Source organism: Mesorhizobium sp. WSM4823 (assembly GCF_055811195.1).
Map to the genome: position 1 here is coordinate 92,663 of NZ_JBVVQL010000001.1, position 20,492 is coordinate 113,154.

Genomic DNA, 20,492 nt, shown 5'->3' on the forward strand with positions numbered 1-20,492 from the left:
ATGGCAAAGGGGAATCAAAAACAAGTTCGCGGCAAGCCGCAAACTCATAGTCTGCTGGAGCACTACCAGCCGATCGACGGCATCGTCGACGAGATGGTCGATGCCTCGGGCAATCCCCGTCCAGTCTGGAAGGACTTCATTGAGGCACTGGAAGAACTTGGGCCTGAAAAGCTCGCCCAGCGCTTCGCCCGCGCCGACCAGTATCTGCGCGATGCCGGCGTCTACTACCGCGTCTACGACAAGGCCGGCGCCAATGAGCGCGAATGGCCGCTGGCGCATGTGCCGCTGCTGATCGAGGAGCAGGAATGGGCCGCGATCAGTGCCGGCCTGGTTCAGCGGGCCGAGCTGTTCGAGGAGACGATCGCCGATATCTACGGGCCGAACCGTCTGGTCGAGAAAGGCATCCTGCCGGCCGGGCTGATCGCGGCCAGCCCGGAATATTTGCGGCCGGTCGTCGGCACCAGACCGGCCAGCGGCCATTTCCTGCATTTCTGCGCTTTCGAGCTCGGCCGTGGACCGGACGGCCGCTGGTGGGTGCTGGGTGACCGCACGCAGGCGCCGTCGGGTGCCGGCTTCGCGCTGGAAAACCGCGTCGCCACCACGCGTGCGCTGTCCGACATCTATGGCGAGATGCACGTCCATCGTCTGGCCGGCTTCTTCCGCCGCTTTCGCGACGCGCTGATCGGCATGGCGAAGGAGAATGACGGCCGCGTCGCCATCCTGACGCCCGGACCGCTCAACGAAACCTATTACGAACACGCCTATATCGCGCGCTATCTCGGCATCATGCTGCTTGAAGGCGAGGACCTGGCCGTCTCCGGCGGCCGGCTCATGGTGCGCACCGTTTCGGGGTTGATGCCCGTCAGCGTGCTCTGGCGACGGCTCGACGCCGCCTTCGCCGACCCGCTCGAGCTCAGGCCGGAGTCGCAGATCGGCACACCAGGGCTGGTCGAAGCGATCCGCCAGGGAGCCGTTTCGGCCGTCAATGCACTTGGCTCCGGGCTAATGGAAACGCGGGCGATGTCCGCCTTCTTGCCGAAGATTTCGCGCGAATTGCGCAACGAGGAACTTCTGCTGCCGAGCGTCGCGACATGGTGGTGCGGGCGGGGCACGGACCGTGACCATGTGCTGGCTAACCTCGACCGCATGGTGATCGGTCCGGCGCTGTCGACGCGGCTTGCCTTCGAGGATGACGATTGCACCAAGCTGGGCTCGGCGCTGGTTGCAGGGGAGCGGGCCGAACTGATAGCCCGGATCGAACGAGACGGCGGCGACTTCGTCGGACAGGAAGCGGTGACGCTTTCGACCACGCCGGTCTATGTCGGCGGCTGGCTGGAGCCGCGGCCGGCAAGCCTGCGCGTCTATCTGGCGCGAACGCCGGAAGGCTGGACGGTGATGCCTGGTGGTTTTGCCCGTGTCGGCTTTTCACTCGACCCGACGGCAATCGCCATGCAGCGCGGCGGCCAGGCAGCGGATGTGTGGGTGGTCAGCGACAGACCGGTGGAGCGCGAGACGCTGCTGCCGCAGGAGCATGACAGCTTCACCCGCACCTTGCCGGGCAGCCTGCCTAGCCGCGCGGCCGAAAACCTGACATGGCTCGGCCGCTATATCGAGCGATCCGAAGACACCGTGCGCATCCTGCGCGCCTATCACGTTCGGCTGGCGGAAACTTCCGATCCGGACATGCCCTTGCTTGCCGATGTCAGGGACTATCTCGAACCCTTCGGTATCGACGTCGCGGCGGCGATGCCGCCGGGGCTGATCGGCACGCTGGACAGCGCCGTCTACAGCGCCGGACAGATCCGAGACCGCTTCTCGCCCGATGGCTGGCTGGCGCTGAAGGATCTGTCGAAGACCGTTCATCAATTCGCGGCGACAGTGGCGCCGGGCGACGACGCGACGCGGGCGATGACGGTCATCCTGCGCAAGCTCGCCGGGTTTTCGGGGCTGCTGCATGAGAATATGTACCGCTTCACCGGCTGGCGCTTCCTGGAGATCGGTCGGCGGCTGGAACGTGGCATCCAGATCGCCCGCACGCTCGCCCGGTTGACCGGGGCTGCGGCGCCGGACGGCGCGCTCGACATGATGCTGGAGATCGGCGACAGCGTCATGACCCACCGGCGGCAGTATTCGGTGCAGGCCGGCCGGCGCACGGTGATCGATCTCCTGGTGCTCGATCCGCTCAATCCGCGCTCAATCCTGTTCCAGCTCGAAAGGCTGAAGGCCGAAATCGCACTGTTGCCTTTGGTTGGCGGCGAGGGACATATGTCGCCCGCGGCAAAGGAAATCCTGCAGCTCAACACTGCGATCGCCATCAAGGAACCCTCCGACATGACGGCGAAGGCGCTCGACGATCTCGCCAACGAGATCGGCGGCCTCTACAACAGCCTCGCCAAGGCCTATTTCGGGTGAGCATGCTCTACGACATCAGGCTTCATCTCAGTTACGACTACGATGCGGCAGCCGGCGGCGGCCGCCATCAGGTGCGCGTGCTGCCGCCGACGCTACCAGGCGTGCAGCGCGTGATCGCCGCTTCGCTGTCCTTCGCGCCGGCGCCGAGCGAACGTTCGGATTTTTCCGATTTCTTTGGCAACAGCGTCACGTCGATTGCCTTTCGCGATGCCCATGATGGGCTCGACATCAAGATGAGCGCGCGCGTCGCGGTCTCGCGGCCGGAGCCTGGGCTTGACGTATCGCCCGACATTCACCGGCTGAGGAAGGAGCTCGACGCGGTGCGGTCGTTGTCGCCTGATACACCGCATCACTTTCTGTCCGACAGCGACCATGCAGGTGTTGACGCCGCTATCTCCGCCTATGCGCGCGGCAGTGCCGGCAGTTCGACAGTCGGCACGGCCATGGACTTGTGCAACCGCATTCATCGCGATTTCACCTATGACGGCAAGGCGACCACTGTTCGGACCAGAGCGAGCGACGCTTTCATCCTGAGGCGGGGCGTCTGCCAGGATTTTTCGCACATCATGATCGCCGGCCTGCGCGGCCTAGGCATCCCCGCCGGCTATGTCAGCGGGTTCCTGCGTACCATTCCGCCGCGCGGAAAACCGCGGCTGGAAGGGGCCGATGCCATGCATGCCTGGGTCAAGGTGTGGTGCGGGCGCGATACCGGATGGCAGGAATTCGATCCGACCAACGGCATGCGGGCAAGCAACGACCACATCACCGTCGGCCACGGTCGTGACTATTCCGATGTAGCACCGATCGTCGGCGTGCTGAAGACGACCGGCGGGCAGGTCGGCGAGCAGGCAGTCGACGTCATTCCGGTCGCGCTGGAAAAGGCATGACGGCCAGCAATCGATTTATAGGCGCCGAATGTAGGCAGAAGACGGCTCGTCGAACGCGCACGCGGTGAGCCCGGCATCATTCTGAAAGCCTTCGCGGAACCAGCGGCGGGTCCGGCGCTTATCTACGGGAAAATTTCCTCGTGGAGAGAACATGCTGGACAAATCCGGGTCGCCGTCCGGCCGATTGGCTGCCGGGAAGGTCTTACCAAAGAACGGGGCGCCGAAAAACGGGTCGCAGGCCTCTGCCGATCGAGCCTCGCTTACCTACATCACTGATACCGAGCCCGGTATTCGTCGTCTGAGGGCTGGCAGGGGATTTTCATACAAAGGACCTGGCGGGCAGGGCGTCGACGAGGACACTATGGCCCGCATCAAGCGGCTCGCCATTCCGCCGGCGTGGACGGATGTGTGGATCTCGCCGAATGCTGACGGTCACATCCAGGCGACAGGCCGTGACCAGCGCGGACGCAAGCAATATCGCTACCATACGCTGTGGGCGGAGGAGCGTGACGGCGTCAAATATTCGAGCCTGGTTGCCTTTGCAGAAAGCCTGCCTGAGCTGCGACGCCAAATCGATGCCGATCTTCGCCGTCACGGCCTGCCGCTGGAGCGGGTCGTCGCCGCTGTGGTCTGGCTGCTCGACAACACGATGATCCGCGTCGGCAATGCCGCCTACGCTCGCGACAATAACAGCTTTGGGCTGACCACGCTGCGCGACCGCCATGTCGACATCAATGGCTCGAGCCTGCGTTTCGCTTTCAAAGGCAAGTCCGGCAAGGAATGGAAGCTGAAGCTCGTCGATCGCCGGATCGCCGGGATCGTGCGCGGGGCGCAGGACCTGCCGGGCCAGAAGCTGTTTCAATATCTCGACGAGGACGGAAGCAGGCGGCCGATCCGCTCCGACGACGTCAACCGCTATATCAGGGAGACAGCAGGGATCGATTTCAGTTCCAAGCATTTCCGAACCTGGGGCGGCACCATCCATGCTGCGTCATTGTTTGCGCAAACCGAACGACCCGAAAGCCGGGCACAACAGAAGCGGGTGATGAACGGCGTCATCGACAAGGTCGCCGAGCGGCTGGGCAACACCCGCGCCATCTGCCGCAAATGCTACATCCATCCGCAAGTTTTCGATGCCTGGTCCGAAGGACGGCTGCTCAGCGAAATAGCGGATGCGAACAGGCGGAAACGATCGATACCCGGCCTCGATGACGAAGAGGCCCTCGTACTCAGATGGCTGAAGGCGCAGGAGAGCTGAACCGAACGGAGCAGCCGCGGCATCCGTGCAGGACGTAATTTTTTGTCGACGTGATGTCGGAATAGGTCCTAGTGTTTCGTCCTTTGACAGAGAAAAAGGACGACCCATGCTCTACGCGATCCTGTGCTATGCCTCCGAAGACGTCGTCTGCTCCTGGAGCAAGGAGCAAGATGACGCTGTTATGGAAAAACTCCTGGGTGTGCAGGAAAAATACGCTCAGGCGGGCCGGCTCGGCCCGGTAGCGCGGCTGCTGCCGACAACCGCTGCGACAACGCTGAGAAAGGTCAAGGGCGAAGCGGTCGTCATCGATGGACCATTTGCCGAAACCAAGGAACAGTTCCTCGGCTTCTACACGCTCGAATGCGCAGATCTCGACGAGGCCGTCGACTTTGCGCGCGAACTCTCCGACGTCAACCCGAGCGGCGGCTCATACGAGATACGGCCGGTTTCGCTCTTCAATCCTGCCAAGGTTTCCGCATGACCGACCTTACCTGGATCAGCACGGCGATCAGCACCGCCCGCCCCCAGGCGATGGGCGCGCTGCTGCGCTACTTCCGCGATCTCGATGCGGCGGAGGAAGCCTTCCAGGACGCTTGCCTGCGAGCCCTGAAGAACTGGCCGACAAACGGCCCGCCGCGCGATCCGGCAGCCTGGCTGATCTTCGTTGGCCGCAACAGCGGCATCGACGCGGTGCGCAAGCGTGCCAAGCAGGCGCCGCTGCCGGAAGAGGACCAGATCTCCGATCTTGAAGATGCCGAGACCGATATCGCCGAGCGGCTGGACGGCGCGCATTACCGCGACGACATATTGCGGCTGCTGTTCATCTGCTGCCATCCCGATCTGCCGGCGACGCAGCAGATCGCCGTGGCATTGCGCATCGTCTCCGGCCTGAGCGTCAAGCAGATCGCTCGCGCCTTTCTCGTCGGTGAAAGCGCCATGGAGCAGCGCATCACCCGTGCCAAGGCGCGCATCGCCGACGCCGGCGTGCCATTCGAGACACCAGGTGCGGTCGAACGCTCCGAACGGCTCGCCGCGGTCGCCGCCATGGTCTATCTGATCTTCAACGAAGGCTATTCGACCAACAGTGGCGAGGCGCCGGCCCGCGCGCCGCTCTGCGAAGAGGCGATCCGGCTGGCCCGGCTGCTGCTCAGGCTGTTCCAGACCGAGCCGGAGATCATGGGTCTGACGGCGCTCTTGCTTCTCCAGCATGCGCGTGCGCCGGCGCGTTTCGACGAGAACGGCGAGATCGTGCTGCTCGAGGACCAGGATCGCAGCCTGTGGAGCCGCAAGATGATCGACGAGGGGCTGGCGCTGGTCGACAAGGCATTGCGCCACCAGAAGCCTGGTCCCTACCAGGTGCAGGCGGCGATCGCCGCCCTGCATGCGCGGGCGGCAAAACCCGAGGATACGGACTGGACCGAGATCGACCTGCTCTACAGCCTGCTCGAACAGATGCAGCCGTCACCGGTGGTGACGCTCAATCGCGCGGTTGCAGTCGCCAAGGTGCGCGGGCCGGAAGCGGCGCTTGCCATGATCGAGCCGCTGGAGCAAAGGCTTTCCGGCTATTTCCATTTTTTCGGCCTCAAGGGCGGCCTGCTGATGCAGCTTGGTCGCGGCGAGGAGGCGCGCGTCGCCTTCGACCGCGCCATCGCGCTTGCCAACACGGCCGCCGAGGCCGCCCATATCCGCATGCATATCGACCGGTTGATGAAGGAAGGCGCCGCGCGGGGAACCGCGCAGACAGCGCACTAAACGACTGGTTCAACGGTCCGACTTCGGCTTAGACCATGCCGGGGTGGCGATTTTTTCCCGAAACGAGTAATGCCACGCCATGACAATGCCTGAGGTGCCGTAGGCGCGGGCAGACGTGGCGCATGGTTTGACCGACGCCATATCATGGTGACGGGATCTGAAAGGGACAAAAATGACGATTGCGAAGGAAACGGCCGGGCTTCTGGAGAAACTGGGCGTCGCCGGGGACGCGCTTTCGGGCGGCGATCTTATCGTGCGCAGCCCGGTGACCGGCGAACAGATCGCGGCGCTGAAGACGATCTCGCCGACCGATGCAGCGAAGACCATTGACAAGGCCCACACAGCCTTCCAGGCGTGGCGTCTGGTGCCGGGGCCGAAACGCGGCGAACTGGTACGGCTGCTCGGCGAGGAATTGCGCGCACACAAGGCCGAACTTGGCCGGCTGGTGTCGATCGAAGTCGGCAAAATCCCGTCCGAAGGGCTCGGCGAAGTGCAGGAGATGATCGACATCTGCGATTTCGCCGTTGGCCTCTCCCGGCAATTGTACGGCCTGACCATCGCCACCGAGCGTCCCGGTCACCGCATGATGGAAACCTGGCATCCGCTGGGCGTCGTCGGCGTCATCTCGGCCTTCAATTTCCCGGTGGCGGTGTGGTCGTGGAACGCAGCACTGGCGCTGGTCTGCGGCGACGCGGTGGTGTGGAAGCCATCGGAAAAGACGCCGCTGACGGCGCTCGCCTGCGAGGCAATCTTCAGGCGCGCGGCAAAGCGTTTCGGCGATGCTCCGGAAGGGTTGACGTCGGTGTTGATCGGCGACCGCGCCGTCGGCGAGGTCCTCGTCGACCATCCGAAGGTGCCGCTGGTTTCGGCCACCGGCTCGACCCGCATGGGCAGGGATGTCGGTCCGCGGCTGGCGAAGCGATTTGCCCGCGCCGTGCTGGAACTCGGCGGCAACAATGCCGGCATCGTCTGCCCGACGGCAGATCTCGACATGGCCTTGCGCGCCATCGCCTTCGGTGCCATGGGCACGGCCGGCCAGCGCTGCACGACGCTGCGGCGCCTGTTCGTGCATGAGAGCATCTATGATGCCTTGGTTCCGCGCCTGAAGAAGGCCTATGAAAGCGTCTCGGTCGGCAATCCGCTCGAGACATCAGCGCTGGTCGGACCGTTGATCGACAAGGCTGCCTTCGACAATATGCAGAAGGCGTTGCAAGAGGCGACCTCGCACGGCGGCAAGGTGACCGGCGGCACGCGAGTCGAGAACGGCCATCCCGACGCCTATTATGTGCACCCTGCATTGGTCGAAATGCAAAGCCAAGTCTCGCCGGTGACGGAAGAGACCTTCGCGCCGATCCTCTATGTGATGAAGTACTCGGATTTCGACGCCGTGCTCGACGAGCACAACGCGGTCGGAGCGGGCCTGTCGTCGTCGATCTTCACCCGTGACCTGCAGGAATCCGAGCGCTTCCTCGGCGTCGACGGGTCCGACTGCGGTATCGCCAACGTCAACATCGGCACCTCGGGGGCCGAGATCGGCGGCGCCTTTGGTGGCGAGAAGGAAACCGGCGGCGGCCGTGAGTCGGGCTCCGATGCCTGGAAGGCTTACATGCGGCGCGCCACAAACACGGTGAACTATTCGAAGGCGCTGCCGCTCGCCCAAGGCGTGTCCTTCGACATCGACTGAGAACGCCGATCGTGGTGGTCGCAATGGCCGCCACGATCGCCATGCTGCTCTCTATTCAGGGGCTTCTGGAGTGCGAAAGCAATTCTGGAAGGCCGCATCGATGATCGCGAGCTTCACGGCCTGGGCGGTCATGTATTCCTGATAGAAATGGTTCGACACCCACATGACCGAATGGCCTCGCTGACCCAGCCAGCCGATGCTGCAGAGATTTTCGGCGTCGCGCAATTTGCGTGAAAGATGGGTCCGGGAAAGCTTGAGCCAGTTTGCGAAGTCTCCGATCGAGACGATGCCGGTCGGAATTCGATCGAGGCCGGCATGGTCGGGATCGACGCCGGATATGAGCCAATCCATGACGACGCCACCATTGTTAAGCCAGGTGAACAAGGAAAAGGTATGTTTCGGCTCGCGCACGGCGTGGGACGAAAGCAGGCCATCCGCCACCAATGGCTGCAATTGGGCAAGCCCGTCCGGCCTCGCGGCGAATGTAGTCAGTCGACTTCCGCCGTCGAGACTGTCCAGCGTCGCAAGATGGGCCATGACCCAACCAGCCACGGCTTCCTGCGTGGTCACTGTCGGCAACAAGGGGCGGCTACGCCCGTCCCTGCTCGGCAGATGCTGGACGAATTTATAGTGCAACATCTCCTTGATGAAGGCATCGGCGGTGTTGCGGCTGGCCACCGAATGCCGTCCTATCATGTCGATGAAACGGGCGGCCGTCAGCCCCGTACGGTGGTCATTTGCGTGCAGCCTGAAGTGCAAAGCAAGACCGATGTGGGCCATCAGCCAGCGCTGCTGCGTGGCGAATACGGAAGCCAGCCGCGGGTTCAATTCATAGGCCTGAAGCAGTGCCTGCGATTGAGCTCGGACAAAGCGATGCAATGCCGGACGGCCGGCGATGTATTCCAAGTTTAGCGCCACCCTCGCCGAACCCCATCAAGCCTTCCAATGGCGAAACACCAACGCCTTCAGCCTTCACGGCCATGTCCAGAGGCTGGCGGATAACTGCCATATCGCGCAAAAAGTTGCCAACCATTATGGCTGTCACGCTAAAACTGAAACGAGGGCCATGACGATAGAATTGGCGCGTGTGGCTCTATGGAGTGGTTGATGTGGCCCACCACATGTCGTTGAAACGTCACTTGCGCCGACCCATATAGGTATCGCGTCGGATGTTTTCCTCCCATTGCGTCCGGCGCGTTCCCCTCTGGAGGTTTTGAACCTTCATGCTTGGCCGGACTTTAACAGTCCGGCCTTTTTTCTATCGCCCTGTGAAGCTGCGCGACGGCGAGCGAGCTGTAGAACCGCCGTGGTCAGAGCATCCACGGCCAAGCAGGCCGCGGAGCTGACCAGCGCACGGACGCCCAACCGCATAACCAATTTTGCCACGCTCGATAGCGGCCTAGGCGTAGGGGTCGGCAACGGTTAGCTGCCATTTCATCAGGAAATCCACTAGGCTCTCTTAGTTTGCGAGACGGCGAGAGAGGCCTGACCGGAAAAGATGCCCGATATAAAACAAATGAGATTGCTCGGCATCGTGGCAGCGACGGCGATTGGTTTGTATGTCTGCTATCTCTTGGCGTTGCCGTTTTTGCCCGCATTGACCTGGGCGCTGGTGTTGGCGATTATCTTGTACCCGGCTCATCGGCGGGTCGAGCAAAGGCTCAGGAATAAAAACCTGGCCGCGCTGATATCGGTGAGCGTCGCGGCTGTGGCGGTCGGCCTGCCGCTCATCTTCATTGCACAGCAGCTTGTTGGCGAGGCGGTAAACGGCGCTACCTACATGGAGGGAGTTATCCGGGGTTGGAACACGGATGCCTTCCTGTCGGGCTATCCCAGGCTATCGGCCGTTGCCCAGTGGGTCGAGAACCAACTCGATCCGGCCGGCACGGTCGCCGCGTTTGTACAATGGCTGACGGGACAAAGCACATCGCTGTTGCGCGGCTCGATCAATCAGGCCGTGATGTTCGCGCTGACGTTCTATCTGCTGTTCTATTTTCTGCGGGACCGCGAACCCGTGCTACGGGGAATCGAGGGTCTCTCGCCGCTGCGTGCAGCGGAGACGGCATATATACTGTCCCGCCTTGCAGAGACGGTGCATGCGATCCTGATTGGCACCGTGCTTGTCGCCGCCGTGCAGGGAACGCTGGGCGGCCTGATGTTCTGGTGGCTGGGCCTGCCCACTCCGGTCTTCTGGGGCCTGGTAATGGGACTTCTTGCCATCGTGCCAGTGCTCGGCGCATTCGTGATCTGGGTGCCGGCAGCGATCTATCTCGCCCTGGAAGGGGCTTGGGTGAGCGCGGCGATACTGACGATCTGGGGTGGCGTCATCGTCGCCGGCATCGACAATCTGCTCTATCCGATGCTTGTCGGGAGCCGCCTGCGGCTCCACACAGTGGTGGCCTTTATCGGCGCCGTCGGTGGCATCGTCCTTTTTGGAGCATCCGGGCTCGTACTTGGCCCTGCGGTGATAGCTGTCACCATTAGCCTCATTGACATCCTCAAGAAGCGATTGAACGACAAACCCGAGGCGGAACCGGCGTCAAAGCGCGACACGAAGTCATCACATCAGTCCGGAGCCGCGCCCAGTCGTGAGTAGGCACCGCCGCGCGCGACCAGCTCATCATGCGGACCTTGTTCGACGATGCCCGTTTCGGCGACCACGACGATACGATCGGCGTTGCGGATCGTCGCCAGCCGATGCGCGATCACCAGTGTTGTTCGGCCCTGCGCAAGCTCTGCCAGCGACTGCTGGATCTCCCGCTCGGTCTGCGTGTCGAGTGCCGACGTCGCCTCGTCCAGGATAAGGATAGTTGGGTTCTTCAGGAACATACGCGCGATTGCCAGGCGCTGCTTCTGACCGCCTGACAGTTTTACGCCACGCTCGCCAATGATCGTATCGAGGCCTTCCGGCAGGGAAGTGATAAGTTCGTGGAGGCGCGCGCGGCGCGCGGCCTCGACGATCTCGCTCTCGACCGCGTCCAGCCGGCCATAGGCGATGTTCTCGCGGATTGTGCCGCCAAACAGGAACACGTCCTGCTGCACGATACCGATCTGGCCGCGCAACGAGGCCAGCGTTATGTCGCGGATATCCAAACCGTCGATTGTGATGGCGCCGCTGTCGACTTCGTAAAAACGCGGCAGCAGCGAGCACAAAGTCGTCTTGCCGGCCCCGGACGGCCCGACGAAGGCGATGGCCTCTCCTGCTGTTATGTCAAGATTGATGTTGTTCAAAACCGGCCGTTCGCCGCTATAGCCGAAGGTGACATCGCGGTAGCTGATGTCACCTCGGAGCGTCGGTGCATCAACAGCGCCAGGCCGATCCGCGATGTCGGGCTCAGTGTCGAGGAGAGCCGTATAGCGGCGGAAACCGGCGATGCCTTTCGGATAGGTTTCGATCACCGAATTGATCTTGTCGATCGGCCGGAAGAACACATTGACCAGGAGCAGGAAGCCAACGAAGCCGCCGCTGGAAAGTTCGCCACGCAGCACGAGATAGCTTCCGGCGATCATTACCACCAGCTGGATCAACCGCATGCTCATATAGCTCAGCGACGTGCTGGCAGCCATGATGCGATAGGCATCGAGTTTGGTCTTGCGGTAGCTGGCGTTGTCACGCGCGAAAAGATTGCGCTCGTGGTCCTCATTGGCGAAAGCCTGCACCACCCGCATGCCGCCGACATTCTCCTCGATGCGAACATTGAAATCGCCGACCCGCCCGTAAAGCGCCTGCCAGTTGCGCGTCATACGCGCGCCATAGCGGCTTGTCACCCAGGCGACCAGCGGCACAATTGCCGCTGTGATCAATGCGAGCTGCGGATTGACCAGGAACATCAGTGCGAAGGCGCCGAGGAAGGTCATGATCGCGATGAACAGGTCTTCGGGACCATGATGGGCGACCTCGCCGATTTCCTCCAGGTCCTTGGTGACGCGGGCGATGAGGTGGCCGGTCTTGTGGTTGTCATAGAAGCGGAACGAGAGCTTCTGCAGGTGATCGAAGCTCTTCCGGCGCATCTCGGTCTCGATGTTGATGCCGAGCATATGACCCCAGTAAACCACGACCGCCATCAGCCCGGTGTTCAACACATAGATGGCAAGCAGGCCAGCCGACGCAGCAAGGATCAGCAGCCACTGCTGGGTCGGCAGCAGTTCGTCGACGAACACCTTGACCGCCATCGGAAACCCGAGTTCCAGCATGCCAGACAGAACCGCGCAGCAGAAATCCAGGATGAACAGACCCTTCCAGGGGCGGTAGTAGGAGAAAAATCTAAGAAGCATTGGAACCGCTTTTCTGGTTCGAAGGTCTGAGCTGCCAGGAGCATGGCTATGCGAGGGTGTCAATTCCGGCATTCTCAAAAACGGCGGCACATAACGCTGCAAGCGGACGACACCGGCGCATCGACCGAACCGGATTGTGCAGGAGAATCGATGTGACGGTCGACGGTGATGACCTGTTCGCGCAGGCAAAGCAGTGCCTGACGGCTTACGGCGCTCTCACCGGACGAACAGGATTGGATCTGGATTCTGGGCCTGAAGACTTGGAAGACCGTATCGCTCGCGAAGGGTGCGGCCACCGTCGAAAATATCCGAACGCTCCAGCAAAGGCATCACATCGTCGATGAAGCTTTGTAGGTCACCGGGCATGGCGGGCGCCATGACGTTGAAACCGTCGGCCGCTCCGCCCTCGAACCATTGCTGCATCGTGTCGGCTATATCGCGGCCATTTCCGACGGCGAGCAGATGACCGCGGCCGGCTGCGAGGCGCATGAGCAATTGTCCCAGCGTCAGCCTGTCCCGCCTTGCGATTTCGACCAGCACGCCGACCCGGCTCTGGCTGGACTGGTTCGGCCGTGTGTTCAACGGGGGCGGTAGCGGCGCATCGAGATCGGCATTGGTTAAATCCTCGCCGAGGAATTCGCCGAGCTTGGCAAGTACGTGATCGGTGACTGTAGAGCCGTTCAGCTCTGCCAGCCGCTCTTCGGCTGCTTGCCTGGTATGAGCGACGATTGACACGATCCCCGGAAAGACAAGGATCGTATCCGGATCGCGCCCGGCGGCGGCTGCTCGTGATTTGATGTCGCGATAGAAATCCTGCGCTTCCGCCAGCGTCGCCTGAACGGTGAACACGATGTCAGCGTAACGAGCGGCGAAGGCACGGCCTGCTTCCGACGAGCCGGCCTGTGCCAGGATCGGCCGACCTTGAGGCGATCGCGGCACGTTGAGCGGGCCAGCGGTGCGCACGAACGGACCGGCGTGATCGACCGACCGCACCTTGTCAGGATCGAAGTATCGCCCAGCGGCCTTGTCCGGCTTTCTCGCATCGGGAGCCCAACTTTCCCAGAGCGCTATGGCTGCGTCGACGACGTCGGTTGCGCGGGCATAGCGTTGGTCATGCTCCGGCATGGCGTCCAGTCCGAAATTACGGGCCTCGAGCACGTTGGACGAGGTGACGATGTTCCAGCCCGCACGGCCTTTGCTGATGTGGTCGAGAGAGGCGAAGCGCCGAGCCAGGTGGAACGGGTGATCGAAGCTGGTCGATGCAGTTCCGATCAGCCCGATCCGGCTGGTGACGGCTGCGAGCGCCGACAGGATGACCAGCGGATCCATGGCGTCGGAAAGATGCCGATCAGCGCCGCTCTGCAAGGCCAGCACGTCGCCGAGGAACAGGGCGTCGAAGCCGGCAGCCTCGGCGCGGCGGGCGATATCGAGCCAATAATCGAGGCTGGTCGAGGCAAGCGGGTCGCTTTCGGGCATGCGCCAACCGGCCTCGTGACTGCCGAGGCCAAAAATCACGGCATTGAGATGCATGCGCCGCGGCAGGCTCATTTCTCGTCGGCCAGGTAGGCGTTGCTGTAATAGGCTGCGAAATCGGGTCGTTCGCCGACCGGGTTTCCATCGCCGTCGCGCAGGATTCCCGCCTTGAACAGGTAGTCGCCAATAGCCTCCATCTTTGCGGGATCGATCGTGCCGATCGCGCCAGTGGGGCTTTGCAGATAGTGGCCGTCGACCAGCGCCTTCAGTGATGACTCGATCAATGGACGGTCGGTCAGCATGTCGCTGTTTGCTGCGATCAGCATCTCAGCCGCTTCTTGCGGATGTTCGACGGCGAAGGCATAGCCGCGCCTGGTCGCGGCGATGAACGCGGATGCCGTGTCCTTGTTCTTCTCGAGGTAGGCTCGGCTCGAGCCAATGAAATTGGTGTGTTGGTCGGGCACGCCGAAATCCGCGTAGCGGAAGGCGCGCTGGGCCTTGCCCTCAAGTTCCGCCTTGATCCCCTCCCAAGTATAGACTTCGAGGGTAAAATCGACTGCGCCATTGGCCAGGGCCTCATAGGCGGAGGTGCCCAGCGTCACTGTCTCGAATTTGCCGTCGCCGCCATCATGGCGGATGACGTTGCCGATCAGCGCATTCTCCCAGGCGCTGCCGAAACCGCCATAGGTCAGGCCGTCCAGGTCCTTGGGGGAGCGTATATCGGCGCGGTCGGCATTGAACACCAGCCTGCCGGTTTCTGTCTGCATGATGGCGTAGGTGGCGACGAGGTCGGCGCCGGCCGTGCGTTGGGTGAACAATCCTATGGATCCCAGTATACCGAAATCGGCCACGCGGTTGGCGATCAGCGTACCGGCCGCTGTGTCGGTGTAGGGCAGGATCTGCACGTCGAGCCCGGCCTCGGCGTAAAAGCCTTTCGCCTGGGCGACATAGAGCCCGACATGATTCGTGTTCGGCGTCCAATCTAGCGCGACGGTGACAGTCTGCTGGGCGCAGACGGACGTGACGGGTCCGAGCCCGACGATCAACGCGGCAGCAATGAAGAGGCGTCTGGAAAGCATGGTTATGTCCTTTGGGCGGGCTGTTGATCGAGAAGAGTGTCGAGGATGTCGGCTTCGATGGCGCTGGCTTCCGGCGAGGCAAGATCCTTGCGCGGGTGCGGAAGAGGTATGGCGATTTCGCGCAGCACGCGGGCAGGGCGGCGGCTCAGCACATAGATGCGGTCGGACAGGAAGACTGCCTCGCGGACATCGTGGGTGATCAGCAGGACGGTCCAGCGGTGCCGGTCCCACATCGTCTGAAGCCAGCGCTGCATGCCGGTGCGCGTGAGGGCATCGAGTGCGCCGAACGGTTCGTCGAGCAACAGCATGGCGCGGTCCTGCACGACGGTGCGCAGCAGCGCGGCGCGTTGGCGCATTCCGCCCGAGAGCTGTGCGGGATACTTATGCTCGAAGCCCGCAAGGCCGAATTCTCCGAAGAGCGGTGCTACTTTGCTGCGGGCCGCCTTGCGGGACATGCCCTGCACTTCAAGACCGAGCGCGGTGTTGTCGATAACCGTGCGCCAAGGCATCAGGGCATCGCGCTGCGGCATGAAGGCAAATGGTCGTCGCGCTTCGGCCAGTGGCCGGCCGTCGAAGTCGACCTCGCCGCCGTAGCCGTCGAGATCGCCCGTCAGCAACCTGAAGATCGTGGATTTACCAGCTCCGGAGGGCCCGAGGATTGAAACGAATTCGCCCGCCTCGACATGCAGGGTGATGCCGGCAAGCACGTCGACATCGCCAAGACTCTTGCTGACTTGGCGCAGCTCCAGCCGCCTGCTCATGGTTTTCGTGCGGTATCGAGCCGCTCCCATGGCATGGCGGCGCGCTGGATCAGCACAGTCGCGGCAAACAGGGCCAGCGTGAGCAAGGCGCTGACCAGCACAGCCGCGAGCACGAGATCGGGCCGGAAATTGTTCTTGGCGTTGAGCATGTAGATGCCGAGCCCTTTGGCCGCACCGGCATATTCCGCGAAGATGGCGCCCACCACTGCATAGGTGATCGAGATGCGCAGTCCGGCAAAGAAATAGGGCAGCGAGGAGGGCAGGCGGGCCAGCAGGAAAATGCGCATGCGCGAAGCGCCCATCGAACTTAGAAGCGCCGAGATATCCCGATCGGTCGATTCATAACCCTGCACCAGCGCGACCAGCATGGGGAAGAAAGTCACGAGCGCGACCAGCATGATCTTCGGTGCCAGCCCGAAGCCGAACCAGAGAACGACCAGCGGGGCGATCGCCACCAGCGGCAGGGTCTGGCTGATGATGAACACCGGGAACAGGGCGCGGCGCAGCAGCTTGAAGAAGTCGATCAGCACCGAAAGGATGAAGGCAACGGCCAGCGAGCAGGCAAAACCTGCCAATGTGGCGCTGATCGTCGGTATGGTGTTGTCGAATAGCGCCTGGCGCTGCTGGATGACCTGGGCGAGGACACGTGAGGGTGTCGGCAAAGTGGTGGGCGAGATGCCCGAGATACGCGCATAGAGCTCCCAAGCCAAGACCAGCATGCCGACCGACAGCAAGGCCGGTCCAATCTTGGCGAACAAGACCGCGATTCGCGGTGCGGCGCGGAAGGGCTGGGACATGCGGGACCTCCGGCGCGAGATATCAGCGCGGGGTCGGGCTGTTGGCCGAGACCGCGATCGTGACATGGCCCTCGAGCGGGCCGACGAAATCGCCGGACATCGGAAAAAGAAAGATCTGTGCGCCAGAAAACATCGCCCGCCTCGCTCCGCTGGTATTATCCAGATCAGCTCTAGGGTTTACGGGCTTGCAGCCCATCTCTCAGCCCCGACGATACGGAGCACCCCTGTGGATGGCGGCAATTAAACAGATAAAGCGTGGGGCTGCAAGTCTGCGTCCAGCGTGAAACCTCAGGTGAGAGTTTGAGGTACCGTCAGGGACATTTGAGCAAAACAGAAAAGCCGGCATCCTGTCGAGATTTGGGAAAAGGCATCGGTCGAGCGGATGTTTTCCGTTCGTCGCCACCATTATCGATGCCGCGCGTTTGATGAATTGTGGAAGCGTGAAGATATAATTGCATACGTTGTAGGCAACGGGTTTCTCTATCGCCAATTGCGACCCGCGCCTCGGAGAGCCAAATGCAAGAATTCATTCTTTTTGCGATCGTGGGGTTTGTAGCCCAAGCTGTAGACGGGGCTCTCGGCATGGCCTATGGGGTGGTTTCCTCGACGACACTACTGGGGTTTGGCGTGTCTCCTGCGCACGCTTCGGCGTCAGTTCACGCGGCTGAGCTGTTTACCACCGCAGCCTCAGGTTCGGCTCATCTCTATCACCGTAACATTGACTGGAAGCTCTTCTGGCGGCTGATGCCATTTGGCGTGCTCGGCGGCGTTCTCGGCGCTTTTGTGCTCACCTCGTTCGAGGGAGCCGTCATGAAGCCATATGTGACCACATATCTTGCGCTTGTCGGAGCTTGGCTCCTGTTCCGTTCATTCCGGCGAATCCCCAGTAACCCGGCCCTGCAGGCGCGGTGCCTCCTCTTGGACTTGGTGGTGGCTTTCTGGATGCCGCAGGCGGTGGCGGATGGGGACCCATCGTAACGACGGGCCTTCTCGGTTTTGGCGGAACGCCCCGCTACGTTATTGGTACGGTAAATGCCAGCGAGTTCCTCATCACGCTCTCGGTGTCTCTGACCTTCTTGTTTGCGCTGCTGACGGGCCATTGGGAAGAGGCAGGAGAGCTGACCGAAAATCTGGTCGCCGTTGCCGGCTTGGTTCTTGGCGGCGTGATCGCAGCGCCGATGGCCGGATTGATGGTGAAGTCGATCGCTGAAAAGACGCTCCTCAGACTCGTTCGAGGTGTCATCATACTGCTGGCAGGCTGGCAAACCGCGGAACTTTTCGAATTGGTGTAAATGTCGTGAGGTTCCAGTTCCCATGACACGCAGACCATCGAGTTCCACGCACTGTCTTCGTTTCTCCGGCGGCCGTGCCGGAGACAAAAACTCACTTCCAAAATGGAACGAAGAGTCCCCTTTGTTGTTTGGCACGCTTGGACAACCGGAGGCCGAGTCTATGAAAAAATTGCTTGCGACAACAGGATTGGCGCTGGCGGTTGCGATGCCTGCAGCGGCTCAGGACACCGCGACCGCGAAAGCCGAATTCGTCAACATGGCCGGCGAGAAGAACGGAACGGCCACGTTGACCGAGACGGCCAAGGGTGTGCTGATAGAGTTGGAGGTAACAGGACTGCCGGCGGGTGAATGGGTGGCGTTCCATGTTCATGAAACCGGAAAGTGCGACCATCAGGCCGGCCATGAGTCGGCAGGCGGGCACTTCAATCCGACCAATGCCGAACATGGGTATCTCACTGAAAAAGGCCCGCACGCAGGCGATATGCCAAACCAGCGGGTCGGCGCCGACGGCGTTTTGCAGGCCCAGGCTTTCAACAGCGTGGTCAAGTTGGATGGTGGAGAAACGGCGATACGAGGCAAGGCATTGATGATCCATGGCGGACAGGACGACTATAAAAGCCAGCCTGCCGGTGATGCCGGAAATCGTCAGGCCTGCGCCGTGATCGAATGAAAAGCCCAACATGAGTAGAAACCTGCCCGACATATGATCTGACCCGCTCTTCAGCCTCGGCGGTCAGGTATGGTACATGGCCGGAGCCTCTGGCATGAGGATAAGCCGGACGCTCGTGCGCCTGAAGAGGATTGACAACGCAGCCATCACGCCGAAATTGGCGCTCATTCTGTGACTGCCGGATGATTGCATGAACGATACTTCTCCCATGGGTGTGCCCTCGACGGGTCTTGCCCAGTCGGCCATTTCTGCCCGCGGCCTCGTCAAAACCTTCGGCAAGCTGCGCGCGGTCGATGGTATCGATCTCGAGGTGCCGCGTGGCATGATTTTCGCTATTCTGGGTCCGAACGGCGCCGGCAAGACAACGCTGATGCGTATGCTCGCGACGCTGTCGCGCCCCGACGCCGGTTCCGCGACCGTGATGGGGCACGACCTCGTGCAGGCCCCGCATGAGGTCCGTGCGGCTATCGCGATGACCGGGCAGTTCGCTTCGCTCGACGAGGATCTGACAGGTCGGGAGAACCTCGTCCTGCTCGCCCGGCTCTGGGGCTTTCGTGGCCGCGCCGCGAAAGCCCGTGCGGACGACCTGCTCGCGGCTTTTGGCTTATCCGAAGCGGCGACGAAGCAGGTGAGGGACTATTCAGGGGGCATGCGAAGGAGGCTCGACATAGCCGCGTCGCTGGTCGTCACGCCGGGCGTGCTGTTCCTCGACGAGCCGACCACAGGCCTCGATCCGAACGCCCGCAAGGATGTCTGGGGCATGATCCGCGGCCTCGCCGAGTCCGGCGTCACCATCCTGCTCACCACGCAATATCTCGAAGAAGCCGATCAACTCGCAGCGCGCATCGCCGTCATCGACCACGGCAGGAAAATCGCCGAGGGTACCAGCCGCGAGTTGAAGGCGGCCACCGGCTCCGGCTTTCTCCATGTCGCGCTCGCCGATGTTGCGCGGCTGGACGAGGCGGCGGCCATCCTGGAGCGACGGCTGGAACATCCCGTCCAACGCAGCGCCGAAGGCGGTGAACTCTCCGTCCTTGCCGGCACGGCGAAGGCCGCCAACGAGGCGCTGGCCGATCTGGTCGCCGGCGGTATCGAGCTGTCGGATTTCTCCATGGGCCAGCCCAGCCTCGAGGAGGTCTTCTTTGCGCTGACGAGCCAGCCGGGCCTGGGTGAAAGCCGCAAGGACGACAACCCATGATCGACACGACATCCTTGCAGCGGCTGCAAAAGGTCGCCCGGCCCAGAGCTCCATCAGCCCTTTCCAACGCACTCGTGTTCGGATGGCGTGCGGTGCTGAAATTCAAGCATGTGCCGGAGCAGCTCTTTGATCTGGTGATGACTCCGATCATGTTCACGCTGCTCTTCACCTTTGTCTTCGGCGGCGCGCTCGCCGGTTCGCCTGGTGAATACCTGCAGTTCTTCCTACCCGGCATCTTGGTTCAGACCGTGGTGTTCAACGCAGTCTATTCGGGAATGGGATTGTCGACCGACCTCGGCAAGGGTTTGTTCGACCGCTTCCGATCGTTGCCGATCTGGTCGCTCTCTCCGTTCGCCGGCCTGATGGTGGGTGACATCCTGCGCCATTTGATTGCCGCATCGATCATTCTCACGATCGGGCTGATCCTCGGCTACCGGCCTGAAGCGGGCATCCTCGGGGTGCTTGCCGCCTTTGCCATGCTGATCGCCATCGGGTTCGGCATGGGCTGGGTATTCATCGTGCTCGGCCTGCTGATCCGCACGCCAACCACGGTGATGACGCTCGGCTTCACCTTCCTGTTCCCTCTCGTCTTTGCCTCCAACATCATGGTCGACCCCGGCACCATGCCGGACTGGCTACGGGCTTTCGTCGACGTCAATCCAGTGTCGCTGATGACGACGGCGCTGCGCGGGCTGATGGGTGGCGGGGCGACACTCAGTCAGGTCGTCCTCGCCCTGATCGCGCCGGCGGCGCTGACCGCGATCCTAGCGCCGACGACACTGTGGCTGTATCTCAGAAGGTGAGGGGGCCGAACGGTCGCGATCCCGATCGCCTGCGCATCGACAATGCGCCCCGGATGGATCTGCGCTTCTTAAAAATCGACGCAAGGCGTGTCCTGCATCTGGCGCTCGATCAGAAGCCAGAACGGCGGTCCCCGGTTTCGGCACCCAACAT

Annotated in this window: 16 protein-coding genes, 1 pseudogene and 1 riboswitch; of the genes and pseudogenes, 11 read left to right on the forward strand and 6 right to left on the reverse strand. The window is 62.2% G+C overall.

All coding sequences use genetic code 11. The features are described 5' to 3' along the window. The 6 genes from AC0L26_RS00380 to amaB all read left to right on the forward strand — a co-directional run bounded on the left by AC0L26_RS00380 (position 1) and on the right by amaB (position 7,993). A complete protein-coding gene (locus AC0L26_RS00380) occupies positions 1–2,412 on the forward strand; it encodes a circularly permuted type 2 ATP-grasp protein (protein WP_473630754.1) in 2,412 nt (803 codons plus the stop codon). 2 nt (positions 2,413–2,414) lie between these two features. Then, complete coding sequence (locus tag AC0L26_RS00385; protein ID WP_473631502.1) at positions 2,415–3,299, forward strand: transglutaminase family protein; 885 nt, start codon at positions 2,415–2,417, stop codon at positions 3,297–3,299. Positions 3,300–3,450: 151 nt separating this feature from the next. Next, positions 3,451–4,557 (forward strand): DNA topoisomerase IB, encoded by a 1,107-nt coding sequence (locus AC0L26_RS00390; RefSeq protein ID WP_473630755.1) that lies wholly within the window; start codon positions 3,451–3,453, stop codon positions 4,555–4,557. A gap of 106 nt (positions 4,558–4,663) precedes the next feature. Continuing rightward, entirely contained in the window at positions 4,664–5,038 is a 375-nt protein-coding gene (locus tag AC0L26_RS00395) for a YciI family protein (protein WP_473630756.1), read from the forward strand. Next, on the forward strand, positions 5,035–6,309 hold the full coding sequence (locus AC0L26_RS00400; RefSeq protein WP_473630757.1) for an RNA polymerase sigma factor: 1,275 nt from the start codon (positions 5,035–5,037) through the stop codon (positions 6,307–6,309). Before AC0L26_RS00395 ends, AC0L26_RS00400 begins: the two co-directional genes overlap by 4 nt. Before the next feature lie 172 nt (positions 6,310–6,481). Beyond that, on the forward strand, positions 6,482–7,993 hold the full coding sequence (gene amaB, locus AC0L26_RS00405; protein WP_473630758.1) for an L-piperidine-6-carboxylate dehydrogenase: 1,512 nt from the start codon (positions 6,482–6,484) through the stop codon (positions 7,991–7,993). Between the two features lie 51 nt (positions 7,994–8,044). Here amaB and AC0L26_RS00410 read toward each other — a convergent pair whose 3' ends face one another. Beyond that, positions 8,045–8,911, reverse strand: a complete 867-nt coding sequence (locus AC0L26_RS00410) for a hypothetical protein (RefSeq protein ID WP_473630759.1) — start codon at positions 8,909–8,911, stop codon at positions 8,045–8,047. A 580-nt stretch (positions 8,912–9,491) separates the two neighbouring features. Between AC0L26_RS00410 and AC0L26_RS00415 the strand changes: the two genes are divergently transcribed. Further along, positions 9,492–10,589, forward strand: a complete 1,098-nt coding sequence (locus AC0L26_RS00415; RefSeq protein WP_473630760.1) for an AI-2E family transporter — start codon at positions 9,492–9,494, stop codon at positions 10,587–10,589. Here the strand turns inward: AC0L26_RS00415 and AC0L26_RS00420 are convergent. The 5 genes from AC0L26_RS00420 to AC0L26_RS00440 all read right to left on the reverse strand — a co-directional run bounded on the left by AC0L26_RS00420 (position 10,559) and on the right by AC0L26_RS00440 (position 16,378). Beyond that, a complete protein-coding gene (locus AC0L26_RS00420) occupies positions 10,559–12,268 on the reverse strand; it encodes an ABC transporter ATP-binding protein (RefSeq protein ID WP_473630761.1) in 1,710 nt (569 codons plus the stop codon). The two genes, AC0L26_RS00415 and AC0L26_RS00420, sit on opposite strands and share 31 nt — an antisense overlap. Before the next feature lie 216 nt (positions 12,269–12,484). Then, positions 12,485–13,816 (reverse strand): LLM class flavin-dependent oxidoreductase, encoded by a 1,332-nt coding sequence (locus tag AC0L26_RS00425; protein WP_473630762.1) that lies wholly within the window; start codon positions 13,814–13,816, stop codon positions 12,485–12,487. Further along, positions 13,813–14,826, reverse strand: coding sequence for an ABC transporter substrate-binding protein (locus AC0L26_RS00430; RefSeq protein WP_473631503.1), 1,014 nt, complete (start codon positions 14,824–14,826; stop codon positions 13,813–13,815). Before AC0L26_RS00430 ends, AC0L26_RS00425 begins: the two co-directional genes overlap by 4 nt. Further along, positions 14,823–15,581: an ABC transporter ATP-binding protein gene (locus AC0L26_RS00435; RefSeq protein ID WP_473630763.1), complete on the reverse strand. Its 759-nt coding sequence runs from the start codon at positions 15,579–15,581 to the stop codon at positions 14,823–14,825. Before AC0L26_RS00435 ends, AC0L26_RS00430 begins: the two co-directional genes overlap by 4 nt. Next, on the reverse strand, positions 15,578–16,378 hold the full coding sequence (locus AC0L26_RS00440; RefSeq protein WP_473630764.1) for an ABC transporter permease: 801 nt from the start codon (positions 16,376–16,378) through the stop codon (positions 15,578–15,580). The genes AC0L26_RS00435 and AC0L26_RS00440 overlap by 4 nt, the downstream gene beginning before the upstream one ends. Before the next feature lie 123 nt (positions 16,379–16,501). Then, positions 16,502–16,614, reverse strand: a riboswitch (TPP riboswitch). Between the two features lie 280 nt (positions 16,615–16,894). Here AC0L26_RS00440 and AC0L26_RS00445 point away from each other — a divergent pair. From AC0L26_RS00445 to AC0L26_RS00460, 4 genes and pseudogenes are all read left to right on the forward strand, one after another. After that, positions 16,895–17,670 (forward strand): annotated as a pseudogene (locus AC0L26_RS00445) (sulfite exporter TauE/SafE family protein). Between the two features lie 160 nt (positions 17,671–17,830). Further along, a complete protein-coding gene (locus AC0L26_RS00450; RefSeq protein ID WP_473630765.1) occupies positions 17,831–18,340 on the forward strand; it encodes a superoxide dismutase family protein in 510 nt (169 codons plus the stop codon). Positions 18,341–18,530: 190 nt separating this feature from the next. Next, on the forward strand, positions 18,531–19,538 hold the full coding sequence (locus AC0L26_RS00455; protein ID WP_473630766.1) for an ATP-binding cassette domain-containing protein: 1,008 nt from the start codon (positions 18,531–18,533) through the stop codon (positions 19,536–19,538). After that, positions 19,535–20,341 (forward strand): ABC transporter permease, encoded by an 807-nt coding sequence (locus AC0L26_RS00460; protein ID WP_473630767.1) that lies wholly within the window; start codon positions 19,535–19,537, stop codon positions 20,339–20,341. Before AC0L26_RS00455 ends, AC0L26_RS00460 begins: the two co-directional genes overlap by 4 nt. Positions 20,342–20,492 lie beyond the last annotated feature (151 nt).

Bases quoted from the DNA above. Each gene is read 5' to 3' on its own strand.
- AC0L26_RS00380 (WP_473630754.1), top strand. From the start codon at position 1: ATGGCAAAGGGGAATCAAAAACAAGTTCGCGGCAAGCCGCAAACTCAT.
- AC0L26_RS00385 (WP_473631502.1), top strand. From the start codon at position 2,415: ATGCTCTACGACATCAGGCTTCATCTCAGTTACGACTACGATGCGGCA.
- AC0L26_RS00390 (WP_473630755.1), top strand. From the start codon at position 3,451: ATGCTGGACAAATCCGGGTCGCCGTCCGGCCGATTGGCTGCCGGGAAG.
- AC0L26_RS00395 (WP_473630756.1), top strand. From the start codon at position 4,664: ATGCTCTACGCGATCCTGTGCTATGCCTCCGAAGACGTCGTCTGCTCC.
- AC0L26_RS00400 (WP_473630757.1), top strand. From the start codon at position 5,035: ATGACCGACCTTACCTGGATCAGCACGGCGATCAGCACCGCCCGCCCC.
- amaB (WP_473630758.1), top strand. From the start codon at position 6,482: ATGACGATTGCGAAGGAAACGGCCGGGCTTCTGGAGAAACTGGGCGTC.
- AC0L26_RS00415 (WP_473630760.1), top strand. From the start codon at position 9,492: ATGCCCGATATAAAACAAATGAGATTGCTCGGCATCGTGGCAGCGACG.
- AC0L26_RS00420 (WP_473630761.1), bottom strand. From the start codon at position 12,268: ATGCTTCTTAGATTTTTCTCCTACTACCGCCCCTGGAAGGGTCTGTTC.
- AC0L26_RS00425 (WP_473630762.1), bottom strand. From the start codon at position 13,816: ATGAGCCTGCCGCGGCGCATGCATCTCAATGCCGTGATTTTTGGCCTC.
- AC0L26_RS00435 (WP_473630763.1), bottom strand. From the start codon at position 15,581: ATGAGCAGGCGGCTGGAGCTGCGCCAAGTCAGCAAGAGTCTTGGCGAT.
- AC0L26_RS00440 (WP_473630764.1), bottom strand. From the start codon at position 16,378: ATGTCCCAGCCCTTCCGCGCCGCACCGCGAATCGCGGTCTTGTTCGCC.
- AC0L26_RS00450 (WP_473630765.1), top strand. From the start codon at position 17,831: ATGAAAAAATTGCTTGCGACAACAGGATTGGCGCTGGCGGTTGCGATG.
- AC0L26_RS00455 (WP_473630766.1), top strand. From the start codon at position 18,531: ATGAACGATACTTCTCCCATGGGTGTGCCCTCGACGGGTCTTGCCCAG.
- AC0L26_RS00460 (WP_473630767.1), top strand. From the start codon at position 19,535: ATGATCGACACGACATCCTTGCAGCGGCTGCAAAAGGTCGCCCGGCCC.